This is a genomic window from Compostimonas suwonensis (assembly GCF_002797855.1).
Lineage (GTDB): Bacteria > Actinomycetota > Actinomycetes > Actinomycetales > Microbacteriaceae > Compostimonas > Compostimonas suwonensis.
Map to the genome: position 1 here is coordinate 21,739 of NZ_PGFB01000005.1, position 22,693 is coordinate 44,431.

Annotated in this window: 20 protein-coding genes, 1 tRNA gene and 1 pseudogene; 6 read left to right on the forward strand and 16 right to left on the reverse strand. The window is 70.1% G+C overall.

Annotation, left to right across the window (positions count from 1 at the left end; genetic code table 11):
* Positions 1–4: 4 nt before the first annotated feature.
* From CLV54_RS13655 to CLV54_RS13665, 3 genes are all read right to left on the reverse strand, one after another.
* Complete coding sequence (locus tag CLV54_RS13655; protein ID WP_100345890.1) at positions 5–598, reverse strand: isochorismatase family protein; 594 nt, start codon at positions 596–598, stop codon at positions 5–7.
* 138 nt (positions 599–736) lie between these two features.
* Entirely contained in the window at positions 737–2,218 is a 1,482-nt protein-coding gene (gene dacB, locus CLV54_RS13660) for a D-alanyl-D-alanine carboxypeptidase/D-alanyl-D-alanine endopeptidase (protein ID WP_245861735.1), read from the reverse strand.
* 68 nt (positions 2,219–2,286) lie between these two features.
* Entirely contained in the window at positions 2,287–3,270 is a 984-nt protein-coding gene (locus CLV54_RS13665; RefSeq protein WP_100345564.1) for a Gfo/Idh/MocA family protein, read from the reverse strand.
* Between the two features lie 147 nt (positions 3,271–3,417).
* On the opposite strand from CLV54_RS13665, the gene CLV54_RS13670 reads away from it, so the two are divergent.
* From CLV54_RS13670 to CLV54_RS13680, 3 genes are read left to right on the forward strand one after another with little or no spacing between them, the layout of a single operon-like run.
* Positions 3,418–3,756 (forward strand): PadR family transcriptional regulator, encoded by a 339-nt coding sequence (locus CLV54_RS13670; protein ID WP_100345565.1) that lies wholly within the window; start codon positions 3,418–3,420, stop codon positions 3,754–3,756.
* Positions 3,753–4,166 (forward strand): hypothetical protein, encoded by a 414-nt coding sequence (locus CLV54_RS13675; protein WP_100345566.1) that lies wholly within the window; start codon positions 3,753–3,755, stop codon positions 4,164–4,166. The genes CLV54_RS13670 and CLV54_RS13675 overlap by 4 nt, the downstream gene beginning before the upstream one ends.
* Position 4,167: 1 nt before the next feature.
* On the forward strand, positions 4,168–4,419 hold the full coding sequence (locus CLV54_RS13680; protein ID WP_100345567.1) for a hypothetical protein: 252 nt from the start codon (positions 4,168–4,170) through the stop codon (positions 4,417–4,419).
* A gap of 76 nt (positions 4,420–4,495) precedes the next feature.
* Here CLV54_RS13680 and CLV54_RS13685 read toward each other — a convergent pair.
* From CLV54_RS13685 to topA, 6 genes are all read right to left on the reverse strand, one after another.
* Positions 4,496–4,571 (reverse strand) — tRNA-Thr (locus CLV54_RS13685).
* 38 nt (positions 4,572–4,609) lie between these two features.
* A complete protein-coding gene (locus CLV54_RS13690; protein WP_100345568.1) occupies positions 4,610–5,245 on the reverse strand; it encodes a TetR/AcrR family transcriptional regulator in 636 nt (211 codons plus the stop codon).
* 104 nt (positions 5,246–5,349) lie between these two features.
* Positions 5,350–6,897, reverse strand: coding sequence for an alpha/beta hydrolase (locus tag CLV54_RS13695; RefSeq protein ID WP_100345569.1), 1,548 nt, complete (start codon positions 6,895–6,897; stop codon positions 5,350–5,352).
* Positions 6,898–6,901: 4 nt separating this feature from the next.
* A complete protein-coding gene (locus tag CLV54_RS13700) occupies positions 6,902–8,068 on the reverse strand; it encodes a DNA polymerase III subunit delta' (RefSeq protein ID WP_100345570.1) in 1,167 nt (388 codons plus the stop codon).
* A 9-nt stretch (positions 8,069–8,077) separates the two neighbouring features.
* On the reverse strand, positions 8,078–8,809 hold the full coding sequence (tmk, locus tag CLV54_RS13705; RefSeq protein ID WP_100345571.1) for a dTMP kinase: 732 nt from the start codon (positions 8,807–8,809) through the stop codon (positions 8,078–8,080).
* Positions 8,806–11,790, reverse strand: coding sequence for a type I DNA topoisomerase (gene topA / locus CLV54_RS13710; RefSeq protein ID WP_100345572.1), 2,985 nt, complete (start codon positions 11,788–11,790; stop codon positions 8,806–8,808). Before topA ends, tmk begins: the two co-directional genes overlap by 4 nt.
* A gap of 314 nt (positions 11,791–12,104) precedes the next feature.
* On the opposite strand from topA, the gene CLV54_RS13715 reads away from it, so the two are divergent.
* Positions 12,105–12,350: a hypothetical protein gene (locus tag CLV54_RS13715; RefSeq protein WP_100345573.1), complete on the forward strand. Its 246-nt coding sequence runs from the start codon at positions 12,105–12,107 to the stop codon at positions 12,348–12,350.
* Positions 12,351–12,441: 91 nt separating this feature from the next.
* Here the strand turns inward: CLV54_RS13715 and CLV54_RS13720 are convergent, their stop codons facing one another.
* The 5 genes and pseudogenes from CLV54_RS13720 to CLV54_RS13740 all read right to left on the reverse strand — a co-directional run.
* Entirely contained in the window at positions 12,442–12,789 is a 348-nt protein-coding gene (locus CLV54_RS13720; RefSeq protein WP_245861736.1) for an Rv3654c family TadE-like protein, read from the reverse strand.
* Between the two features lie 17 nt (positions 12,790–12,806).
* Positions 12,807–13,124: a TadE family type IV pilus minor pilin gene (locus CLV54_RS13725; RefSeq protein WP_157802975.1), complete on the reverse strand. Its 318-nt coding sequence runs from the start codon at positions 13,122–13,124 to the stop codon at positions 12,807–12,809.
* A 31-nt stretch (positions 13,125–13,155) separates the two neighbouring features.
* Complete coding sequence (locus tag CLV54_RS17980; protein ID WP_245861770.1) at positions 13,156–13,341, reverse strand: DUF4244 domain-containing protein; 186 nt, start codon at positions 13,339–13,341, stop codon at positions 13,156–13,158.
* A gap of 243 nt (positions 13,342–13,584) precedes the next feature.
* Complete coding sequence (locus CLV54_RS13735) at positions 13,585–14,484, reverse strand: type II secretion system F family protein (protein WP_245861737.1); 900 nt, start codon at positions 14,482–14,484, stop codon at positions 13,585–13,587.
* Between the two features lie 188 nt (positions 14,485–14,672).
* A pseudogene (locus tag CLV54_RS13740) lies at positions 14,673–15,164 on the reverse strand (ATPase, T2SS/T4P/T4SS family); the annotation flags it as partial.
* Between the two features lie 296 nt (positions 15,165–15,460).
* Between CLV54_RS13740 and CLV54_RS13745 the strand changes: the two are divergent.
* Complete coding sequence (locus CLV54_RS13745; RefSeq protein WP_100345892.1) at positions 15,461–16,951, forward strand: recombinase family protein; 1,491 nt, start codon at positions 15,461–15,463, stop codon at positions 16,949–16,951.
* 15 nt (positions 16,952–16,966) lie between these two features.
* Here CLV54_RS13745 and CLV54_RS13750 read toward each other — a convergent pair whose 3' ends face one another.
* On the reverse strand, positions 16,967–17,146 hold the full coding sequence (locus CLV54_RS13750) for a hypothetical protein (protein ID WP_100345578.1): 180 nt from the start codon (positions 17,144–17,146) through the stop codon (positions 16,967–16,969).
* A gap of 90 nt (positions 17,147–17,236) precedes the next feature.
* On the opposite strand from CLV54_RS13750, the gene CLV54_RS13755 reads away from it, so the two are divergent.
* Complete coding sequence (locus tag CLV54_RS13755; protein WP_100345579.1) at positions 17,237–17,680, forward strand: hypothetical protein; 444 nt, start codon at positions 17,237–17,239, stop codon at positions 17,678–17,680.
* Between the two features lie 9 nt (positions 17,681–17,689).
* On the opposite strand, the gene CLV54_RS13760 is transcribed toward CLV54_RS13755, so the two are convergent.
* Complete coding sequence (locus CLV54_RS13760; protein WP_211294559.1) at positions 17,690–22,552, reverse strand: helicase-related protein; 4,863 nt, start codon at positions 22,550–22,552, stop codon at positions 17,690–17,692.
* Between the last annotated feature and the right edge of the window lie 141 nt (positions 22,553–22,693).

Here is a 22,693-nt window from a genome sequence, read left to right on the forward strand (position 1 = left end):
ACGATCAGAGCCCGGCGGTGTTCGAGCTCAGGACCTCTGCCCCGGCATCCCGCAGCTCGCGCAGCGCCGCCTCGCTCGACTCGGGGGCGACGCCGGCCACGAGGTCGCTGAAGACGCGCACCTCGGTGCCCTGTTCGAGCGCGTCGAGCGCGGAGGCCCGCACGCAGTAGTCGGTCGCGATGCCGACGACGTCGATCTCGGTGATGCCCAGTCGCTCGATGATCTCGGGCACGGTCTCGCCGTCCTGGGTCACGCCCTCGTAGATCGAGTAGGCGGGCTTGCCCTGGCCTTTGCGGATGTGGATGTCGACGTCCTTCGTCGAGAGCGCCGGATGGTAGTCGGCGCCGGGCGTGCCCGAGACGCAGTGCACGGGCCAGGTGTCGACATAGTCGGGCGCCTCGCCCGTCGCGAAGTGGCCGCCGTTGTCGTTGTCGCCGTCGTGCCAGTCGCGCGAGGCGAAGACGTGGTCGTAGGCCTGCGGGTGCGCGTCGAGCAGCCGGGTCACACCGGCCGCCACGGCCGCGCCGCCGTCGACCCCGAGAGCACCGCCCTCGGTGAAGTCGTTCTGCACGTCGATGATGAAGAGTGCTCGTGCCATGGTCTTCCGCCCTTCGCCGGACGCCGCCTCGGAGTCCGCTTCCGACATCCCGCCCGTACGGCGATCCTACGCCGCCGGGCCGATCATTCCTCAGCCAGCTTACTAAATTCGGGAGCCCGAGGCATCCGGATCACGACCTCAGTTGTTGGAGAGATTGTCGCCGCAACGCCAGAAGCCCGTGGTGATCGTGTCGATCGCCTGCTTGGCGTCGTCGCTCACATCGCCGAGGGCGTACACCGCGAAGGTGAGCGTCGTGCCGTCCTGCGCGTAGACGACGCCCGCGAGCGTGTAGCCCGTGTCGATCCAGCCGGTCTTCGCCCAGACGGCGCCGTCGGCGTCGGAGTTCGCGCCCGTGAAACGGTCGCTGTACGAGAGGGAGCCCTTCTCGCCCGAGATCGGAAGGCCGTCGAGGATGACCCCGAGGGTGCCCTCCCGGGCGTTCACCTTCCTCATGAGCTGCGTGAGATACGAGGGCGGCACGGCGTTGTTGTCGCTGAGGCCCGAGCCGTCGGCGATCACGATGCCCGTCGTGTCGATGCCGTAGGCCTGCAGGGCTTTCGGGATCGCGCTGTTCAGCGCCGAGAAGGAGTTGCCGTCGCCCGACACGATGGCCGTGAGCCGCGCGAGCATCTCGGCGATCGTGTTGTCGCTGACGACGAGCGCCTGCTGGATGAGCGTCGACACGGGTGCGGACTGCACCTGCCCGAGGACCGCGGCGCCGGCCGGCGCGGTTCCGCGCTGGATGTCGAGACCCCCGCCGAGCTCGTCGGCGAAGGCCTCGCCGGCCCGGCCGACCGGGTCCTCGCTGCGCTCGGAGGTGCTGTCGTAGGGGCTGTCGCGGTCGCCGTCGACCTGCAGGGCGGTGATCTCGGGCATGTAGCCGTCGAACAGCTCCTTGCGGTTCCAGCTCGGCTCCCACGCCGGGTCGGCGAAGTAGCTCGAATCGAGCACGAGGCTCGTGATCGGCGTGCCCGCGGTGGCCGGATCGGCCTCCCAGGCGGCCTCCACCTGCGCGGCGAGGTCGTCGAGGTGCGCGGCGCCCGGGTAGACCGACTCGTCGCCGCTCGGAGTGCGGGAGAGCGTGAGGTCGCCGCCGCCCACGAACACGACGGAGCCCGGCGTGGCCCCCTTCACGACCGTGGTCGTCGCGCGGTAGTCGGGGCCGAGCACCTGCAGGGCAGCCGCCGAGGTCAGGAGCTTGAGCACGCTCGCCGTGCGCGACGGGGTCTGCCCGCCACGGTCGAAGAGCACCTCGCCGGTCGTCGCGTTGACGACCTGCCCCTGGAAGTCCGCGAGGCGCGGGTCGGCGGCCAGGTCGGCGACCGAGCAGGTGCGCAGGCGGCTCGCGGCCGGAACCGCCGCGGGCGCGGGGCGCGGCGGCGGGGTCGTCGCCGTCGGCGTCGGGCTCGCAGATGCCGCGGCCACGGGTGTCGGCGACGGCTCGGGCGCAGCGGCTCCCGCGACGACCGCTCCCGTGCCCAGCAGCGCGAAGACGAGCGCGCCGCCGCCGATCGCCCAGGCGCGCGGGTGCCGCCGGAAGAAGGAGCCGAAACCTGCGCGCGGGGTCGCCGTGACATCCGTCACGTCGCCGCTCGTCCCATCGTCATCCGGATTTCGCACCCGCACAGCCTACCCGCGCGCGCCTGGGCGAGGCCTCCGAGGAACCCGGGAGGGCCGGCATCCGAGGCTCATTCGCCGGGGTAGCGCACGCCGATCTGCTCGCGGACGGTGTCGAGGATCTGCATGATCGACACCGACTCCTCGGGCGAGAGGATGGTGCTCGCGATGCTGCCGGCCTCGATGAGGCCTTCGGCCTCGGCGGCCTGGTACTGCATCCCCCGGCCGAGGACCGTCGACTCGTAGCTCTCGACGACGGCACCCTCGGCGTCGTAGACCCGGAACGTCGTCGCCGTGTACCAGACGCTGTCGATGTCGATGCGCCCCTCGGTGCCGATGACGCTCGCCGTGTTCGGCCCGCGGGTGTTGCTCGACGAGAGGGTCGTGGCGATCTGGCCGTCGGCGTAGTGGAAGATCGTGGCGACCTGCGCGTCGGCGCCGGTCTGCCTGAGGCTCGCGCTCGCGTGGATGGTCTGCGGTGTGCCGAAGACCTGCGAGCTGAACGAGATCGGGTAGATGCCGAGGTCGAGCAGGGCGCCGCCGCCGAGGGCGAGGTCGTTGAGGCGGTGGGCGGGGTCGTCGGAGATCTTCTGGGTGTGGTCGGCGATGATCGAACGCACCTCGCCGAGCGCGCCGGAGGCGATGATCTCGCGGATGCGCACCATGTGCGGCAGGAACCGGGTCCACATGGCCTCGAGCACGAGCAGGTTCTTCTCGGCGGCGAGGTCGACGACCTCGCGGGCCTCGCGCGCGTTGATCGTGATCGGCTTCTCGATGAGCACGTGCTTGCCCGCGTTCAGAGCGAGCTTCGCGTTCTCGGCGTGGAGGGGGTGGGGGGTCGAGACGTAGACGATGTCGACCTCGGGGTCGGCGACCAGGGCCTCGTAGCTGGGGTGGGCGTTGGGGATGCCGTACTCCGCGGCGAAGGCGTCCGCGCTCTGCTGCGACCTGGAGCCGACAGCCGTGACCGTGTGGCCGTTCGCGACGAGGTCGCTTGCGAACGCGTGGGCGATACCGCCCGTCGCGAGGATTCCCCAGCGGATGGTTCCAGCCATGTCGGTGCCCTTCGTCGTCGCAGCACCGCGGTTCCGTCACGGTGCCGACCTTCAAGATACGGCAAAACGCGGCCGCGCGAGCGGCTCACATCCTCGGACGACCCCTACTAGGTAGACAGACTATCTATACCGTCATATTATCTAGCCATGAGTGCTGATTGGCCGGGCGAGTGGCTGCGCGGAGTACTGGAGACGATGGTCCTCTCAATCGTCTCCGAGCGCGACAGCTACGGCTACCTGATCGCTTCCCGTCTCGACGAGGCCGGGCTCGGTGCGGTCAAAGGCGGAACCCTCTACCCCTTGCTCAATCGGCTCGAGTCGGACGGCGCCCTGGCCTCGGAGTGGCGGCGGGGCGACGGCGGCCCCGGCCGGAAGTTCTACGCACTGACGGGGCACGGGCAGCAACGGCTGGAGCGGCAGCGGGCTCAGTGGGCGCTTTTCGCCGAGCTCAGCTCCGCCGTCATCGACGGGAGGACGAGATCATGACCGATGAGGTGCGGAGATACACGAATCGGCTCGTCTTCGAGCTTCGGCTTCGCGACGTGCCGGGCGAGGTGATCGGCGACGCTGTCGCGCAGGTGGAGAGCCACGTCGCCGACACGGGCGAGAGTCCCGAATCCGCTTTCGGCAGACCGCGCGACTATGCGAGATCCTGGGCGGCCCCTCGGCATCCGGTGCGGCGATGGCCGCTCTACCTGGCCAACGGAGCCCTCGGCTTCGGATTCGGCTGTCTCCTGATCCTCGGAATCCTCGGCGCCGCACGGAACGAGGAGGTCGCCTGGGGCCTCAGCCCCGTCATCGCGATCGTCGTCGGGGCGCTCGGCCTCATCGCCTACGCCGTTCTCGTCGTCGTCATCGCGGCGGGCCGGATCACCGATCCGAGGAAGGGGCTCTGACATGCCCGAGTTCGAACGCCTCCTGTTCGGCGACCGTCGGGATCCCCGCGACGAGCTGGCCGCGATCTTCGACGCCGCCGTGCCCACGGGCGGCGAGATCCAGCCGGCCGCTCTCGCCTGGGCGCGCGGCATCCTGGCTGAGCAGCCGGCCGGAGTCGACGTCGTCGAGGCGATCGCCCTGCTCCGGCGGGCCGAACCGCGATTGGGCTTGAAATCGGCGAGATACCTCGCCGAACGCGCCGCCGCCGGGTGAGTGCCGCCGAGCGAATGCCGCCCCGCGAGACCGGATGGCCCGCCCCTGGACGAGCCCGCCCACGGACGAGTCCGCATGGGGCCGCCTGTGGGAATCGAACCCACGACCTTCTCATTACGAGTGAGACGCTCTGCCGACTGAGCTAAGGCGGCGTGACTGCCGGCGAAACCGGCGGGCACAGCTATCGATCTTAGCGTGTCTCGGAGGCGATTGTGTGCAGCTGCCGGAAGGACGCCCGCAGTCTCTCCGAGAGCGATCCCGGGTTGTCCATCTCGGCCCAGCAGCGCCAGCCGTGACGCAGGCCGGCGAAGGCGACGAGGGTGATGAGCCAGGCGCGTTCGTAGAGCGCCGCCTCGTCCGTCTCGAGGCTCGGGTCGTCGCGCAGCAGGCGGCGCACGACGAGCTCGTAGAGCGTGGCCTCGAAGGCCCGCATGGTCTGCATCTTGAGGCCGAAGAGGTGCGGATGCCTCTGGAACACCTGCCGGCGCAGCGTGTGCATCTCACGGTCTTCGGCCGCGCTCGTCGCCGAGGCCGCGAAGAGCTCGCCGAGCTGGTCGAGGATGTCGCCGTCCGGCCCCGCGGTGACGAACTGCTCCACGATCGGCTCGTCGGGCAGCTCGGGGATGTCGCCGACGAGCGCCTCGTCCTTCGACGAGAAGTAGTTGAAGAAGGTGCGCGGGGAGATCTGGGATTCGCGGCTGATGTCTTCGACGGTCACCCGGTCGAAGCCGTGCTCGACCGCGAGCAGCAGCACGGAGCGCTGGATGGTGCGCCGGGTGGCGATCCTCTTGCGCTCCCGCAGGCCCGGCTCGACGGAGGTACTCATACTGTGATTATTCCTATGCATGCGTATACGAACAAACCCGTCGACACGGTCCGGTCGCTCTGATACCTCTTCATGGGCGCGGTCGACGGCTCACCGGCATGGCGTCAGCACATCGGGTCGGAGTCCGGCACCACGCCGTCGACGAAGAACGCGTCGACGGTGTTGTTCACGCAGTCGTTGGACTTGTTGTACGCGGTGTGCCCTTCGCCCTGGTACGTGACGAGGTGGCCGCTGTCGAGCTGCTCGGCGAGGTTCTGCGCCCAGACGTACGGGGTCGCGGGGTCGTTGGTGGTGCCGACGACGAGGATCGGGGCGGCGCCTTCCGCGTGCAGAGCCGTGCGCTCCCCGGTGAAGGTGTACGGCCAGCTCGCGCAGCCGATGTCGCCGTACGCCATGTACTTGCCGATGACCGGGGCGGCGGCCTCGAGCTCCGCGGCCTGCGCGCGCATCGTCGCCGGGTCGTCGTCGTAGGCGTAGTCAATGCAGTTGATGGCGAGGAACGCCTCCGTGGAGTTGTCGAGGTAGCTGCCGTCGGTGTCGCGGCCGTTGTAGGCGTCGGCGAACTGGAACGCGTAGTCCGCCTCGCCCTTCATGACCGTGGCGAGCATGTCGCTCAGGTAGCTCCAGGCGTCGGCCTGATAGAGCGGGTAGATGATGGCCGTCAGCAGGGTGTTGCCGCCGAGCTCGCGACCGTCTGTCGCCCGGATGGGGCTCGCGTCCACCGAGTCCAGGAGCGCGGCGATCGTGCCCATCGCGTCGTCGACGGTGCCGGTGAAGGGGCAGTCGTCGCCCGCGAGGCAGTCGGCCAGGTAGGCGCGCAGAGCGCTCTCGAAGCCCATCGCCTGGGTCTTGGTGACCTCGAAGTTGCTCGTCGAGGGGTCGAGGGCCCCGTCGAGCACGAATCGCCCGACCTTGCTCGGGAAGAGCTCGGCGTAGGTGGCGCCGAGGTAGGTTCCGTAGGAGTATCCGAGGTAGTTGAGCTGCTCGTCGCCGAGGGCCGCACGCAGCATGTCGAGGTCTTTCGCGGCGCTCGTGGTGTCGACGTGCCCGAGCAGGGGACCCGTGTTCTTGGCGCACGCGTCGCCGAAGTCGGTCGCCGAGGTCTCGAGCTCCTGGATCCACGCGTCGCTTCCGCGGGGCGCGGTCGTCAGGCCGTAGAGGTAGGTGTCCATCTGGGCCGGGTCGTAGCAGGTCACGGCGGAGGATCGCCCCACGCCGCGGGGGTCGAAGCCGACGATGTCGTAGCTCTCCTGCAGCGTCGCATCCGTCGCGAAGTCGAGGGAGTCCATGACGAAGTCGTAGCCCGAGCCGCCGGGGCCGCCCGGGTTGACGAGCAGCGAGCCGAGCCGGTCGCCCGTCGCCTGGTGGCGCACGAGGGCGAGGTCGATGTCGCCGGCGCCCGGGTCGTTCCAGTCGAGCGGCGCCTTCGCCGTCGTGCACTGCAGGGCGTCGCCGCAGCTCGTCCAGCTGAGGCTCTGCGTGTAATAGGGGGCGAGCTCGGCCGGCACGTCTTCCGAGACCGGGGTCGACGTCGCGCTCGCGGACCGCGACGCCAGGTGCGGCCACGGCAGGCAGCTCGACAGGGTGAGGCTCAGCGTCGCGGCGAGGGCGACGACGGCCACGATCGTGCGGGCGCGCGGTGGTCGGGTCACAGGGTCACTGCACCTTTCGCGGTGTTCTGATGGCGGAGACGAGCATGGCCTCGAGTGCGAGGGCGGGGGCGACGTTCGATTCGATCCTGCGCCGGGCGAGGGCGATCGAGTCGAGCGTCTCGAGCGTCTGAGCGGGGGTGGATGCCGCGGCCGCGGCGTTCAGCTCGACCTCGAGCTCGCGGTTGATGACGCTGCCACCGCGCCCGAGCTGCAGCATCACGAGGTCGCGGTAGAGCGACATGAGGTCGACAAGGATGCGGTCGAGGCCGTCGCGCAGGCTGCGTGTCGCGCGGCGCTTCTGGTCTTCTTCGAGGGTCTTGAGCTGGCCGCGCAGCTGCGCGGGAACCGCTCCCCCGGGCTCGACGCCCAGGGAGCGCAGGGCGCTCTCGCGTTCTTCGGCGTCGCGCTCCTCGGTGATCGCCTTGGCGTCGTCGCCGGCGATCTCCATGAGCCGTGCTGCGGCGGAGACGGCGGTGGCCACGGAGTGGATCGCGAGCGCGGTGCGGAGGGTCTCGTCGCGACGGTCGCGCGCCTCGGCGTTGGTGGCGAGGCGGTGCGCCATGCCGATGTGGCTCTGCGCCAGACGGGCGGCGCGTTCGGCGGTCTGCGCATCGACGCCGTCGCGTCGCACGATGAGCTCGGCGACGTCGTCGATGCTCGGCACCCGCAGTCGCACGGTGCGCACGCGCGATCGGATCGTGGGGATGAGGTCGGCCTCGCTGGGCGCGCAGAGGATCCACACCGTGCGCTCAGGCGGCTCCTCGAGAGCCTTGAGCAGCACGTTGGAGGTGCGCTCGGTCATCCGGTCGGCGTCTTCGATGACCATGACCCGGTGCCGCCCGATGGACGGCGAGAACTGCGAGCTGGAGACGAGCTTGCGCACCTCGTCGATCGAGATGATGACCCGTTCGGTGCTGAGCACGGCGAGGTCGGGGTGGCTGCGTGCTTCGACCTGGCGGAGGGTCGCGACCTCGTCCTGAGGGTCTCCGGCACTCAGGAGGGCCGCCGCGAAGGCGAACGCGAGGTTCGAGCGACCCGAGCCGGGCGGGCCGGTGATGAGCCAGGAGTGGGTCATCGATCCGGTGGGCGCCATCGCGACCGAGCTCTCGGCCGCCGCGCGCAGCACGCCGATGGCGTCGGCCTGCCCCGTCAGCTCATCCCAGACACTCATGCTTTCAGGTTATCGGCCGCGACTGACGGCATCCTGCGAACCGGTCTCACCGCCGTCACCGCCCGCCTCGGTGGCACCGCCCGCTCCGGTGGCACCGCTGCCCTCGCGGGCCAGCAGCGTCCCGACGCGATCGCGGATGCGCTCCGCGATGCGCTCGACGGGTTCGGTGGCGTCGAGAACGAGGAATCGCCCCGGCTCGGCGGCCGCGAGATCGAGGTAGGCTGCCCGCACGCGCGCGTGGAACTCGCCCGCCTCGGCTTCGAGACGGTCGTAGCGGGTGCGGGCGGCGTCGAGCCGGCCGCGGGCGCGGGTCTCGTCGAGGTCGAGCAGGATCGTCAGGTCGGGCAGCAGGTCTTCCGCCGCCCAGAGCGAGAGCATCCGCACCTGGGTCGCGTCGAGCACGCGCCCGGCGCCCTGGTAGGCGACCGAGGAGTCGAGGTAGCGGTCTTGGATGACGATGTCGCCGCGGTCGATCGCCGGACGGATCTTTGTGGCGATGTGGTGGGCGCGGTCGGCCGCGTAGAGCAGGGCTTCGGCGCGAGGCGTGATCTCGCCGCGGTGGTGGAGCACGATCTCGCGGATCTCATTGCCGACATCGGTGCCGCCGGGCTCGCGCGAGCGCACCACGGTGCGCCCGCCCTCTTCGAGCCAGTCGGTCAGCAGTGCCGCCTGCGTCGACTTGCCGGAGCCGTCACCGCCTTCGAAGGTGATGAAGAGCCCGGATGCCGCAGCCGCCGTCACTCCGAGCCCGCCGTCGTTCCCGCTGCACCCGCCGTCGGAAGCCCCGTCTTCGCGGCGGTCGCCTTCGTGGCCGCCGCGGTGGCTCCGGCCTTGCGCACGGTCGTCGTGGTGGCGACGGCCGCTTTCGCGGCGGTCGTGCCGGCTGCCTTCTTGACCGTCGCTGTCTTCTTGGCCGTGGTCGTCTTCTTGGCAGCCGTCTTGGTGGCGGGTGCCTTCTTGGCGGCGGCACGGGGCTTCGCCGGGCCTTTGGCGCGTTTGTCGGCCAGCAGCTGCACGGCGCGCTCGAAGTCGACCTCTTCGACCGTCTCGCCGCGCGGGATGGTCGCGTTGGTCACCCCGTCGGTGACGTAGGCGCCGAAGCGGCCGTCTTTGATCTTGATGGCCTTGCCGCTCTCGGGGTCGGGGGCCTCGAAGTCCTTGAGCGCGCTCGAAGCGCGCCGCGCGCCGTATTTGGGCTGCGCGTAGAGCTCGAGGGCTCCGGCGAGGTCGATCTCGAAGATCTGGTCCTCGCTCGTGAGCGACCGAGTGTCGACACCCTTTTTCAGGTATGGGCCGTAGCGGCCGTTCTGGGCGAGGATCTCCTCGCCCGACTCGGGGTCGGCGCCCACGGTGCGGGGAAGGTCGAGCAGGCGCAGGGCCGTGTCGAGGTCGATGGTCGCGACATCCATGCTCTTGAAGAGCGAGGCCGTACGGGGCTTGACGGCCGCGGCCTTCTTCGCCGCGGGCTTCTTGGCCGGCGCCTTGGCGGCCGTGGCCGTGGCAGCTGCAGTCGCGGCCGTCTCGACGATCTCGCCGGTCGCGGGGTCGGCGACGGGCTCCGGCTCGGGGTCGAGCTCGGTCACGTAGGGGCCGAAACGGCCGTCTTTCGCGACGACGTTCTTGCCGTTCGCCGGGTTGCTGCCCAGCACACGGTCGGTCTGGACGGGGGCGTCGACGAGCTCGCGGGCCTTGACGGCCGTGAGCTCGTCGGGGGCGAGCTCCGGCGGGATGTTGACGCGGCGCGGCACGGGCTTGCCCTCGTCGTCGAGCGCGGCATCCGGCTCGACGACCTCGAGGTAGGGGCCGTACTTGCCGATGCGCAGGGTGATGTCGTCGCTCAGGACGATCGAGTTGATCGCCCGCGCGTCGATGTCGCCGAGATTGTCGATGACCTGGCGGAGCCCGCGATGGGTGGCCGTGCCGAAGTAGAAGCTGTTGAGCCAGTCCACCCGGTCTTCCTCGCCGCCGGCGATGCGGTCGAGGTCTTCTTCCATCTCGGCCGTGAAGTCGTACTGCACGAGGTCGGCGAAGAACTCCTCGAGCAGCCGCACGACGGAGAACGCCGTCCAGCTGGGGATGAGCGCCGTGCCCCGAGGGGTGACGTAGCCGCGGTCGACGATGGTCGAGATCGTCGCCGTGTAGGTCGAGGGCCGGCCGATGCCGAGCTCTTCGAGCGCCTTGATGAGGCTCGCTTCGGTGTAGCGCGGCGGCGGGCTGGTCTCGTGCCCTTTCGCCTCGACGTCGAGCAGGTCGAGCGTCTGGCCTTCGGTGAGGGGCGGGAGCTTCGCCTCCGAGGGCTCGGCGGGGGCGTTGCGCTCCTCGTCGTGGCTCTCCTCATAGGCGTGCAGGAAGCCGCGGAAGGTGATGACGGTTCCGCTCGCCGTGAACTCGGCGACGGTCCCGGCCTCGATGTCGCCGGCTTTCTCGCCCACCGTCGATGCGATCGTCACGGTCGCCGTGGAGCCTTTCGCGTCGGCCATCTGCGATGCGACCGTGCGCTTCCAGATGAGATCGTAGAGCTTGAACTCGTTTCCGCGCAGGGTGCTCGCGAGCTGCTGCGGGGTGCGGAAGCTGTCGCCGGCGGGGCGGATCGCCTCGTGCGCCTCCTGGGCGCTCTTGTTCTTGCCGGTGTACAGTCGCGGCTTGTCGGGGATGGTGTCGGCGCCGTAGAGCGCCGTCGCCTGCGTGCGGGCCGCGTTGATCGCCTGCTGCGAGAGCGAGGGCGAGTCGGTTCGCATATAGGTGATGTAGCCGTTCTCGTACAACGACTGCGCGACGCTCATGGTCTGCCGCGACGAGAAGCGGAGCTTACGGGCCGCCTCCTGCTGCAGGGTCGAGGTCGTGAAGGGGGCGGCGGGGCGGCGGGAGTACGGCTTCGACTCGAGGGTCGAGACGACCGTCTTCGTGGTCGACGCCTCGAGCGCGGCGGTCAGCGCACGGGCGGTGGGCTCATCGAGGGTGACGGCCTTCGAGGTGAGCGCGCCGGTGTCGTCGAAGTCACGGCCGGAGGCGATCCTGTCGCCGCCGAGGCGCACGAGCCGGGCGTCGAAGGCGGTCGCCGTGTCGGCTCCGGCCTCGGTGGATGCCGCGAGACGGGCGGCGAGATCCCAGTAGCTGGCAGCGGTGAAGGCGAGGCGTTCGCGCTCGCGGTCGACGACGAGGCGGGTAGCGGCGGACTGCACCCGGCCTGCGGACAGACCGGGGCCGACCTTGCGCCAGAGCACCGGCGAGACCTCGTAGCCGTAGAGGCGGTCGAGGATGCGGCGGGTCTCCTGGGCGTCGACGAGCGCCGTGTCGATCTCGCGGGTGTTGTCGCGAGCGTGCTCGATGGCCTCGCGGGTGATCTCGTGGAAGACCATCCGGCGCACGGGGACCTTGGGGTTCAGAACCTGCAGCAGGTGCCACGCGATGGCTTCGCCCTCGCGGTCCTCATCAGTTGCGAGGAAGAGCTCGTCGGCGTCTTTCAACGCCCTCTTGAGGTCGGTGACCGTCTTCTTCTTCTCGGCCGAGACGACGTAGTACGGCTCGAAGCCGTTCTCGACGTCGACCGAGAATTTGCCCAGTGAGCCCTTCTTGAGCTCCGGGGGAAGGTTCTTGGGCTCGACGAGGTCGCGAATGTGGCCCACCGAGGCCTGAACCTCGTAGCCCTTGCCCAGATACTGGGCAATCGTCTTCGCCTTGGCCGGCGACTCGACGATGACCAGCTTTTTGCTAACGGACACCTGACTCCCTGTGTCTTATGATTTCGGCGGGCGAAACGCTCCGCTTCCCCCCGGTGCGGCGACGTTCTGCGCCCGATGAGCGCCGCAGCCCATCAGGCACACCATACACATACTCAGAGGAACTCTGCCTAATCGGCGCCATCCGCGTGATCGCGGCGTTCGCCCCGTGATCGTCTCCGTCGCTCCCCGTGCCCGTTTCACCGCACGTATTAAGAGGTACTGATGACGTTGCTGAGGAGTTCGTGGGCGACAGGGCCTTCAGGCGTGTCGCACAACCCCTTTGCGACGCCAACACTACGGAGGACAATGGCGTTATGGCTACATCACTCTCTGGAACCTATACAGCCAAGCTGACGGACGGACCTCTCGAGGGCAAGACCATCACAACGCCCTTCCTCGAATCGGGTGAACCGCAGCCGCGACTGGAGATCCCCGCCGAATCGGACGGCAAGCGCTACCTCTACGCCCGCGGCACGGCGCTCGAGTTCGGCGGCGACGGAGACTCCGGCCATCAGCCGACGGCCGTCGACTACCGCTACCTCGAGGCCGTCTTCGATTGATCGACCTCGGCTGATCGGCCTCTGCTGATCGGTCTTGCTGATCGTCTGATCGTCACGTCCGCCGGCTCGGCCGCTCGGCTCTGACGCCGCACTACGGCGACGGCCCCGCTCGTGCGCTGCTCGCGATCGCGAAGCCGAGCACGGTGCGCGAGACCGTGACGGACGCGACGAGCCCGTCGAGCTCGCACCCGGTCACCGTCGCTGCGTTGAGACCGGCGGCGACATCCGCGACATCGCACGGATAGCCGCCGATCGCGCCCGAAGCGGCGTCGGCCGCCGCGAGCGCGGCGGCATCCGCGGCGTTCGCGACGCCCTGTCGCGCCACGAGCACGACACCGACGGGAACGACGAGCCCGGCGAGGGCGACCATCGTCGCGACGACGGCCATGCCCATCACCGATGCCGAGCCGGCGTCGCGCCGCACACCGGGCCCCCGCACCCTCGGCCCCCAGCCGCTCAGAGCCCGCCCGCGAGCGCGCAGCTCTGTGCCCGCGCCTCGACGCCGACCAGGGCCAGGGGCCCGAAGGCGCTGCCCGCGCTCAATTCCACGCATACGAACTCTCCCTGCTGCCTGGTGTTCATGGTGACCGCTCCGGCGATCGTGGCCGCCCGGCCCGCGGCGACATCCGATCCGTCGCCGCGGGCCAGGCTGCGGGCGGCGTCGGCCGCGGCATCCGTCATCCGCAGGTTCTGCGTCGCGAGCTGGATGCCGCCGAGGCAGAACGCGAGCACGAGCACGATCGCCGGAACGACGGCTGCGAACTCGGCGGTCACACTGCCCCGTGCCGAGGACCATCGGGTGCGCTCAGCCCACCGTGAGGGCATTGCGCACGAGGTCGGTCAGGATGCCCCGGACCTCGTCTCCCCGCAGGATGAGCACGAGGAGCCCCGCGAACCCGACGGCCGCCATCGTGGCGACGGCGTATTCCGCGGTCGCAGCGCCTTCGTCGTCTCGCAGCCTCGACGCGAGCCGGGAGAGGCCGCCCGGCACGTCGGCCGCATACGCCGCCGCGCCCGAGCCCCTGCGCTGACCGCTCCCGTCGAGCTCGCCGAGGCGCCGCGAGTGCAGCTCGGCCGGCCGGGTGGATGTGTTGTGTGCCATGTCGTTTCCTCCTGGGTGATGGTGAGTGATGGGTCGTGCAGACCCGGTTGGGTGTGACTGCGGCTCGAGTGGATACCAGGATGCCCGCCGCCACGGGTGCGCAGCGGCCGGCGACAGCGAACGGTGGATGGATCACACGATCACCGACACTGTGGAGGAGATCACGGAGAACAGCAGGGGCGCGACGCCGAGCAGCATAAAGGCGGGCAGAACGCACACGCCGAGCGGCAGCATGAGCTTCACTGCGAGAGCTGCCGCGCTGCGCTGGCCCTCCGAGCGGGCCGAGCGGCGCAGCTGCTCGGCCTCGCTCCTCAGGAGCTCCCCGGCGGGCACACCCGCTCGACGCGAGAGCTCGAGCACGCCGTCGACGGCGCTGCGCTCATCGTCGACCGGCAGCGCGAAGTCGACGACGACCCGGTCGACGAGCGCCCTCGCCCGGTCGAGCGAGGCGCCGCCCGTCATCGCGATCGCCATGAGGTCGAGCGACAGCCCGGGCGCCGCCCTCCGCGGTTGCGCGGCGGCGATGAGCGCCCGATTCCATCGGCCGGCGAGAAGCATCAGCAGGATGCCCACGACCAGGCAGGCGGCGCCCGGAATCGTCCCGAACAGGGTGTGCACCGTGTCGAAACCGAGCCCCAGCCCGAAGAGCACGCCGATCACGGGCATGGCCATCACGAGCCTCGCCGTCGACGCGGGGCCCGCCATCGCGACCGACAGATCGCGCTGCGTGGCGCCGAGCTGCCGGAACGACTCCGCGAGATGCCGCAGGCACGTGGCGAGCGGCGCACCCGACTCGGTCGCGACGGCCCAGGCGGACGCGAGGCCGAGCCACGCCTGACCGAGCGGCTGCCGCGCGTCGACGGATGCCGCGAGAGCACGGGCGACGTCGGCGCCCGTGGAGCCGGCCGAGGCCGCAGCGCCGATCACGGGCGCCGCGGCATCCTGCTCGATGCTCGTGTCGCTCGAGAGGTAGCCCCAGGCGCTCGCCGGGGCGACCCCCGCCGACAGCAGTACGGCCAGACGCTCTGTCACGGCGGCCACGGTCTCGATGGGCGGCGGGCGGTCCCGTGCGCGCCGTCGCACGCCGTGCGATCGCACCGCAGCACCCTGCCCCACCGCGCCTCGCCCCTCCATGCCCCGGCCGACCACTGGTCGTCCTTCCACGCCTCGCCCCTCCGCAGCTCGAGACACCGCGCCCCGCCCGCCCCGCCCGCCGCCGCTCATGCCGGCACCACCATGAGCCGGTCCCGCGCGTCGAGGGCGAAGCGCCCCATGTGCTCCAGGCGCCGCACCCCGTCGCGCCGCTCGATGTGCAGCACGAGCCCGATCGCGCTCACCGTCTGCCGGGCGATGGCCTCGGCGTTCATGCCGGCGAGGGCTCCGAGCGCCTCGATGCGCGCGGGCACGTCTTTGAGCGAGTTCGCGTGCAGGGTTCCCGCGCCGCCGTCGTGACCCGTGTTGAGCGCCGCGAGCAGCTCGCGGATCTCCGCACCACGGCACTCGCCCAGCACCAGGCGGTCGGGGCGCATCCGCAGGGCCTCGCGCACGAGGCGTTCGAGCCCCAGGCGGCCGCTGCCCTCGAGATTCGCCTGCCGGGACTCGAGCGAGACGACGTGCGGATGGTCGATGCGCAGTTCGGCGACGTCTTCGAGCGTCACGATCCTCTCGTCGGGCGATGCCTCGGCCAGGAGGGCGGCGAGCAAGGTCGTCTTCTCCACTTGGTGCATCTGACGCACCTAGTCAGTGGAGGTGATCGGCGTGGATGTCGAAGGCAAGAGGAACGTTGCGGTGTACGTGCGGGTTGCTCGAACGCGGCCCGTTGGCGGGGGCACGGGGGCGCAGCGACGAGCCATTGAGCGGTACTGCCGCGAGAACAACCTAGTGGTGGCGGTAACGCTGGGGAGAGCCCGTCTGACTGTCGATCGTTCCTCAACGGTGATGCTCCGGGCACTGACTCGGTGCCCGGTCGCGACGTCTGCAAGGCAGGGATTCGATCGGGGTGATCGCCATGCTCTTTAGGGCGACGACCACCAGTAGCAGCACGATCACGGAGCAGGTGCTGGTGTATCTGCGGATCAGTGAGGACCGCACCGGGGAGGAAGCCGGCGTCGAGCGACAGCGGGACGACTGTCTCGCGTTGTGCGCCCGGCTGGGCTTGGACGTCGCCGAGGGCGACGTGTTCATGGACAACGACACGTCCGCCTACCTCGACAAGAAGCGACCGGACTTCGCACGGATGCTCGCCCGGATCAAGCTCGGCCCCTCACGGGTCGTGGTGTGGCACGTGGACCGCCTTTACCGGCGACCCCGCGAGCTCGAGGACTTGATCGACCTCGTGGAGACGCATCCGATCCGCATCGAGGCAGTCATGGGCGGGGCGTTCGACCTGAACACTCACGAGGGTCGGCTGATGGCGCGCCAGCTGGTCGCGATGGCCGCCTACGAGTCCGGGCACAAGGCAGACCGCATCCGCCGCGCGAACCGGCAGAAGGCCGAGCGCGGCGACTGGCACGGAGCGGCCAAGTTCGGCTACGGCACCGGCGGCGTGCTGATCCCCGAGCAGGCCGCGGTCATCCGCGAAATGGCCGACAGGTTCCTGGCCGGCCAGTCCCTGCGATCCATCACCGCATGGCTGAACGAAGAGTCCGGGTTCCCCGCACCGCAGGCCAACACGGGGAAGACGCTCGGCGTGTGGCACGCGACCACGGTGAAGTCGATTCTCGTCTCCGCACGGATCAGTGGACAGCGAGCGTATGAGCCTGGCCGGAGGCACGGCGACGCCCCCAACGGACGGGAGATTCTCGGGCCGGGGAACTGGCCCGCGATCATCACCCCGGAGGAAACGACCCGCATCAGGGCGATGCTCTCTAACCCCGACCGGCGCGTCGGAGCGTCCTCGATCAATCTGCTCTCGGCGATCGCCACCTGCGGCAAGTGCGGGTCAGGACTTGTGTCCGGCAAGAATACCCATGGCCCCTCAGACGCCAAGCGTCGCTACTACCGCTGCATGCCCGTTCCAGGTCACCCCGAACGAGGCGGTCTGTCGGTCAGCGCCTCCGGTCTGGAAGCAGTCGTCAAGGAAGCGGTGATCGCCCGCCTGGCCGCGACCACGCTCCCGGCCGACACTCCCGAGACGGGTGGCGCGGTCGCGGCGGCTATGGGACGCATCCTGGCCGCGCGCGAGCGGATGGAAGACCTCGCCCGTGACTACGGGGCAGGAATGTTGAGCCGCAGCGAGTACCACGCCGGTCGTGTCGCGGCGCAGAGCGCCGTACACGACGCGGAACTTGCTCTCGGAAGGGTGAACCGTGGGTCGGCCCTCAAAGGGCTCCCAATCGGCGATGAGGCGGCTCTGCGGCACGCCTGGGACCACGAGTGGACGGTTCCCCAGAAGCGGGCGATCCTGACCGCGCTGGTCGACAGTCTTGTCGTGCAGCCCTACGCGAACGGTGGTTCCCGCTTCCGACCCGAGCGCGTCGAGCTCACCTTCAAGGCATGACGGCAGGGTGCTGGGTCAGGCCGGATGCTCCATGAGCGCGCAGAGTCGGCCCAGGACTACCGGGTCTTCGACGGCGAACGGCACCCCCGACGCCTCGCATGCCTGTCGCGTCCAGGCCACGACGTCGAAGGTCGGCGGGAGCGGATCGTTCGCGAGCCCTCCGGGAGCGGCATGGTCGGTTCTTGTCTCGCCCATGACGTACAGGTGCGCGCAACTCCCCCGCCTCGACGACGCGCACCTTCATGGTGCGGGCGTCTGCCCGCGGCGAAGAAGCGGAGCAGCATCATGGCGACCCCTCGATACCGGCCGGAGCAGTTCGTCGACTCGGGCTGGGGCTCGGGCACCCCGGAACGCAAGGCGCGGTTCGTGAACTCGCTGCTGCGGTTCATCGCCGACGACTTCCCTCGCGAGCAGTTCACGCGCCCGCTGTATCTGGGGCTCTCGACGCACGGCTACTTCGGTTTCATCGCGCACTACGACATTCACGGATTCTACGACGAGCAGTTGTCGACGCCGGCGAGGCGTGAGCGGTTCCTGAGCGACCTGGCTCGCGACTGCCAGAAGGACGCGCACCTGGACCGCCCGGATCTGTGGAGCGACGTCAAGGCGGTGCTGGCGAGCCGCCTCATGCCAGAAGAGCCGCTGCGCTCCCCACGCCGGCTGGCGCCGGCCTCGTCGTTCGGGGCGCGGCCGACCGCGGCCCGCCCGGACGCCCCGACCTTGTTCTGACGCACGGCGTCAGAGGCCGAACTGCGGTCCTTCACGCTGCGGGGCCAGCGAGCGTTCGACCACGGCGAGGTCGACCACCGCTCGGTCGGGGTCGGCCCGCACCCCGAGCGCGGGCCGGTGAGCGCGGACGGCCTCCACAGTGATCCGCGCCTCCTCGACGGCGGGCGGCTGTTCGCCGCTATCCTGCATCGCGGCCAGCTGTACCTCGACGCGGCTCAGGTCCGTCTCGGCATCGGCGAGGGCAGCCGCATAGCGGAACGGCTGGCCGATGCGTTCCTCGGTCTCCGAGATGGTCTGCTCGGCGACGGCGAGGTCGTCGCGCGCGTGCCCAAGCAGGGTGGGGATGCCCGAGACGCGGTTCTCGATGCGCTGGATCACGCCGACGCCTCCCTCGAGGAACAGCTCGCGGGAGATGGTAAAGCCGCTGCGGGGCACGTCGTCGAGCCTGACCTCCATGAGCAGGTCGCCGAGCATCGGGCGGGTGCCCAGGTGGACGTCGAATCCGCTGATGCGTCCGATGACGCCGTAGTCTCGGGTCGCGTACTTGGGCGCCCACTTCAGGTCGGAGTCGTGCGCCCACCGGGCGAGGGCGTGCCCGGCGTCGACCCGCGAGTCGTAGTGCGTGCCGCGCAGCTCGATGCGGAAGTTGTCGCCGGAGGTGTCGCGGATGCGCGGCACCGCGGCCTCCAGGTGCTCGATGTCGTTCTCGGCGCGCCGCGCGTCGCCGCGGGCACGGTCGCGGGTGTGGATGAGCATCGACTCGTTGCGGTGGTAGGCGCGTTCCAGCCGGCGCAGCCTTGTGACCTCGTTCTGGATCGTGGAGTGCTCCAGCAGCAGCGGGTTGCCGGAGCTGATCGCCTTGGCTTCCGCGGCGGACAGGGCCGAGGAGTCGATCTCCTCGATCTCGCGTGTGTCGAGCCGGCCCCGCATGAGCTGGGCGATGAACGTCGCCTTCCGCTCGACGCCTTGCCACATGTAGGAGTCGAAGGATCGCTCGGTCACGAATCGGACGATCGCGACCTCGGCGTTCTGATTGCCCTGCCGCATGATCCGGCCCTCGCGCTGGGCGATGTCGGACGGACGCCACGGGCAGTCCAGATGGTAGAGCGCGACCGCTCTTGCTTGGACGTTGGTGCCCACGCCCATCTTCTCGGTCGAGCCGAGCAGCACGGCGATGTGCCCCGCGCGGGCGGCGGCGAACAGGCGGGCCTTGTCGGTGTCGGTCTTGGCCTCGTGCATGAACCGGATCGCCTCGCCCGGCATCCCGCGCAGGACGAGCTGGGCGTGCAGCTCGTCGTAGGCGTTCCAGCGGTCGGGGTTCGGCGTGCCGATATCGGAGAACACAAGCTGCAACGCCCCGCGCACCGGCGAGGGCTGCCCGGTGATGACGTCGAGGTACTCGTTGTCGCGCGTGCGCTCCCAGACCCGGTGGATCGCGTCGGCGGCGGCGTCGATCTTCGTCGGGCCGGAGGGTCGGTTGGGGACGATCATGCGAATGTCAAGCGCGGCCTTGCGGCCGTCGGTGGACACGTTGAGCATGTTGTCCTCGTTGGGCGGGACCGCCTTCGCGGCGATCTTCTCCGCCCGCGCGCCCAGGTGCTCGATGAACCGTTCGAGCTCCACGGTCGGCTGCACCGGCACCGTGGCCGGCACCCGCTGCCCGTCGTCGCGGGCAACGAGGTCGGGGGTGGGCAGTTGCAGGTCTTCGGCGGTCTTCACGTCGGCGAAGATCGACCACATCTTGAGCATCTCCGGCACGTTGGAGAACTTCGCGAAGCGGGTTTTCATGCGGAACGTGTTGTTCCCGGTCGGGGCCATCTCCATCTGCGTGACGGTCTGCCCGAACGTCGCCGCCCAGGCGTCGAACGCCCCGATCCCGGCCGCGTCGAGCAGGTCGGGACGCAGGTAGCGCTGCATCACGTATGCCTCGGTGACCGAGTTGGAGATCGGCGTCGCGGTCGCCCCGGTGACGACCCGCTCACGTCCTTGCGAGCGCAGATACTCGAGCTTCATGTGCAGATCGGTCGCCCGGTCCGAGCCCTCAATCGAGGCGTCACGGATGTTGGACTCCGTCGCCAGGTTCTTGTACATATGCATCTCGTCGACGATCACGTAGTCGATGCCGGTGTCCTCGAAGCAGACCCCGACGTCGCGGGCGGTGTCGGTGCGGTCCTTGAGCTTGTTCTCCAGGGCCAGGAGCTTGCGCTGGATGCGCTTGACGCTCATCCGGTCCTCGCCCTCGGCCTGGTCGAGCACCTGCTTGACGTCATCGACCTGTGAGCGGATGTACGCCTGCTGGGTCTCCGTGCGCAGCGGGATCTTCGCGAACGCCCCCTGGGTCAAGATCACGGCATCCCACTCGTTCGCCGCAGCGCGGGCGACGAAGGTGCGGCGCTTGTCCGCGGTCAGGTCACCGCTGGAGACGGCGAGGATTCGCGCCTGCGGGTAAATCTGCAGCCACTCCCGGCCGACCTGTTCGAGCATGTGATTGGGCACGACGACGACGGGCTTGGCGATCAGGCCCATGCGGCGCATCTCCATCGCGCCCATCACCATCTCGGCGGTCTTCCCGGCACCGACCTCGTGGAACAACCCGGCCGAGGGCTCGGCGATCATGCGGGCGACCGCGGCGCGCTGATGCGGGCGCGGCTCGAAGCTCGCCGCCATGCCGGGCAGCGAGAGGTAGTCGCCGGCCTCGCTGTAATCGCGCAGCACGATCGAGTTGAAGCGCCGGTTATACTCGTCCACGAGCGCGGCGGCGCGGGCGGGGTCTTCCCACACCCACTCGCCGAACCGCTCCTGGATGAGGTCGGCCTTCTCCTGCGCGGCCGTCGTCTCGATCGGGTTCAGGACGCGACGGACCTTCCCGCCGACGTCTTCCACCTCGTCGTAGACGAGCAGGGTCTTCTGCTCCATGACGGCCTGGGCGATGTCGGGCGCGGGGCGCCGCTCGGTGCCCCATTCGCTCGTGGACAGCACGCCTGCCCGACCGCCGCGGACCTCCCACATGCCCGGCAGCGAATTCTCCACCCGCACGTCGGAGGTCTTCAGGATCGCGTTGAGGAAGACCTCGTGGATGCGTTCGCTGATCCACACGGCGCCCAGCCGGGCGGTGATGTCCTCCACGCCGAGCGCGGCCGGCAGCACGGCGGTCAGCGCGTCGACGTTCGCCTGGAACGCGGGCTCGTCGGCTGCGCGCGCCTTGGCGGCCTCGAGCTTCCCGCGCACGTCGCCGGACAGGTAGGCGGGGGCGTGAACGAGCTCGCCGCCGACCGGATCGGTGAACACCATCCCGTCCAGCGCCGGACGGGCCTCGTGCTCAGGCATCCCCAGCAGGTCGGCGATGAGGGTCAGGTCGATGCCGCCGGTGCGGTCCAGGCTCACCGCGATCGCGTCGGCGGGCGTCTCCACTCCCTGTACCTCTGGGCGCGGGGCGACGACGCGGCGGGTCATGATCGCCGCCGGAGTGGCCGTCTGCTCGGTGTCGTCGAACTGCTCCAGGGCGAGCACCAGGGGTCCGAACGGGTCGGAGCGCAGCAGCCGGATCGGGGTCGGCACGATCCGCGCGTAGGTGTCGTCCCCGGCCGGGTTCTGGCGCCCGGTCGGACGCAGCGTGTAGCGGTTGAGAGGGCCGTACTTGCCGAGGTACTTCTGGTAGTCGCGTCGCAGCGCGGCCCGCGCCTCGGTGACCTCGGCCGTGTCGTCCACCGTGGCCGATTCCAGGGTTAGCAGGGCCGTGGCGCGGTCGCGCAGCCCGAGGAGGGAGCGCAGCTCGGTCGCCGCCGACCTGGGTACGGCGAACGGTTCCAGCGCGCCGGAGGCGACGGTCGCGAACTCGCCGCCGTCGACCGGGACGATGCTGCCGTCCCACGCGGCCGGCGCCGACGGGGTGAACGCGGCACGGCGGGATTGCTGCGCCTCGGTGCGTTCGCTCATCGTCAGCCCGAGCCGGCGCCCGGCGAACACGATCTCGTCCACGGCGAGTGCCAGTGTGCTCTCCAGCTCGGCGAGGTCGCCGGTGACGGTGAGCGTGTCCGCCCCGTACATGCCCTGCTGCACGCCGACGGTGCCGAGCATCCGCTCTGGCCGGTGGTCGAAGTAGGCGTTGATCTTCACCAGCCGCCCGTCGATGTTGACCGGCGTGACGGTCTCCCACAGGTCGTCGGCTGGCGGTCGGTCGTCCTCGCGGCGGCGGAAGATGAGCAGGTCGGTGAGCACCTCCGTGCCTGCCGCGCGGCGGTGCGCGCCGGTGGGCAGGCGGATCGCCCCGACGAGATCCGCCAGGGCGTTCATCTCCCGGCGCGCGCCGGGGTTCTGCGCGTCCATCGTGTAGTGCGAGGTCAGCACCGCGACGAGCCCGCCGGGCCGGGTCAGCCGCAGCGACTTGAGGATGAAGTGGTTGTGCATCGTCTGCTTGGTGCCGTTGTGGACCGGATCGTGCAGGACGACGCCGGCGAACGGCACGTTGCCGATCGCGGCGTCGAAGTGCGCTTCGGGCATGCGGGTGTCGGCGAACGACTCGGCGCGGATTGTCGCGTGCGGGTAGAGGCCCTGGCTGATCGCCGCGGTCACCGGGTCCAGCTCCACGCCGGTCATCTGCGCCGTCGCCGGTGCGAGGCCGATGAACGTCCCCGCCCCGGAGCCGGGTTCCAGCACGGCGCCGCCGGCGAAGCCGAGCGCGCTCATCGCTCGCCACATCTGCCGGACGATCAACGGGTCGGTGTAGTGGGCGTTGATCGTCGTGCGCGCCGCGGCGTCCCACTCCGTCTCGTCCAGCAGGCCACGCAGCTCGGCGCGCTCGGCGTCCCAGCCGTCCTTGGCCGCGTCGAACACATCGGGCAGCGCCCCCCAGCTCGACCAGCGGGCGAGCACCTGCTGCTCCTCCGCGGTCGCGGCCCGGTCCTCGGCGGCCAGCGTGCGCGCGAGCCGGATCGCGGCGGTGTTCGCCTGGAACCTGGCCTTCTGCCCGGAGGGCGCCAGGTCGTCCTGCGAGGCGGGGACGAACCTGGCTGG

Excerpts from the sequence above, each read along its gene's own strand:
- CLV54_RS13750 (WP_100345578.1), bottom strand. The coding sequence starts at position 17,146 with ATGGGCGAGACAAGAACCGACCATGCCGCTCCCGGAGGGCTCGCGAAC.
- CLV54_RS13700 (WP_100345570.1), bottom strand. The coding sequence starts at position 8,068 with ATGAGTGTCTGGGATGAGCTGACGGGGCAGGCCGACGCCATCGGCGTG.
- CLV54_RS13745 (WP_100345892.1), top strand. The coding sequence starts at position 15,461 with ATGCTCTTTAGGGCGACGACCACCAGTAGCAGCACGATCACGGAGCAG.
- CLV54_RS13670 (WP_100345565.1), top strand. The coding sequence starts at position 3,418 with ATGAGTGCTGATTGGCCGGGCGAGTGGCTGCGCGGAGTACTGGAGACG.
- CLV54_RS13755 (WP_100345579.1), top strand. The coding sequence starts at position 17,237 with ATGGCGACCCCTCGATACCGGCCGGAGCAGTTCGTCGACTCGGGCTGG.
- CLV54_RS13665 (WP_100345564.1), bottom strand. The coding sequence starts at position 3,270 with ATGGCTGGAACCATCCGCTGGGGAATCCTCGCGACGGGCGGTATCGCC.
- CLV54_RS13655 (WP_100345890.1), bottom strand. The coding sequence starts at position 598 with ATGGCACGAGCACTCTTCATCATCGACGTGCAGAACGACTTCACCGAG.
- CLV54_RS13690 (WP_100345568.1), bottom strand. The coding sequence starts at position 5,245 with ATGAGTACCTCCGTCGAGCCGGGCCTGCGGGAGCGCAAGAGGATCGCC.
- CLV54_RS13715 (WP_100345573.1), top strand. The coding sequence starts at position 12,105 with ATGGCTACATCACTCTCTGGAACCTATACAGCCAAGCTGACGGACGGA.
- CLV54_RS13675 (WP_100345566.1), top strand. The coding sequence starts at position 3,753 with ATGACCGATGAGGTGCGGAGATACACGAATCGGCTCGTCTTCGAGCTT.
- CLV54_RS13680 (WP_100345567.1), top strand. The coding sequence starts at position 4,168 with ATGCCCGAGTTCGAACGCCTCCTGTTCGGCGACCGTCGGGATCCCCGC.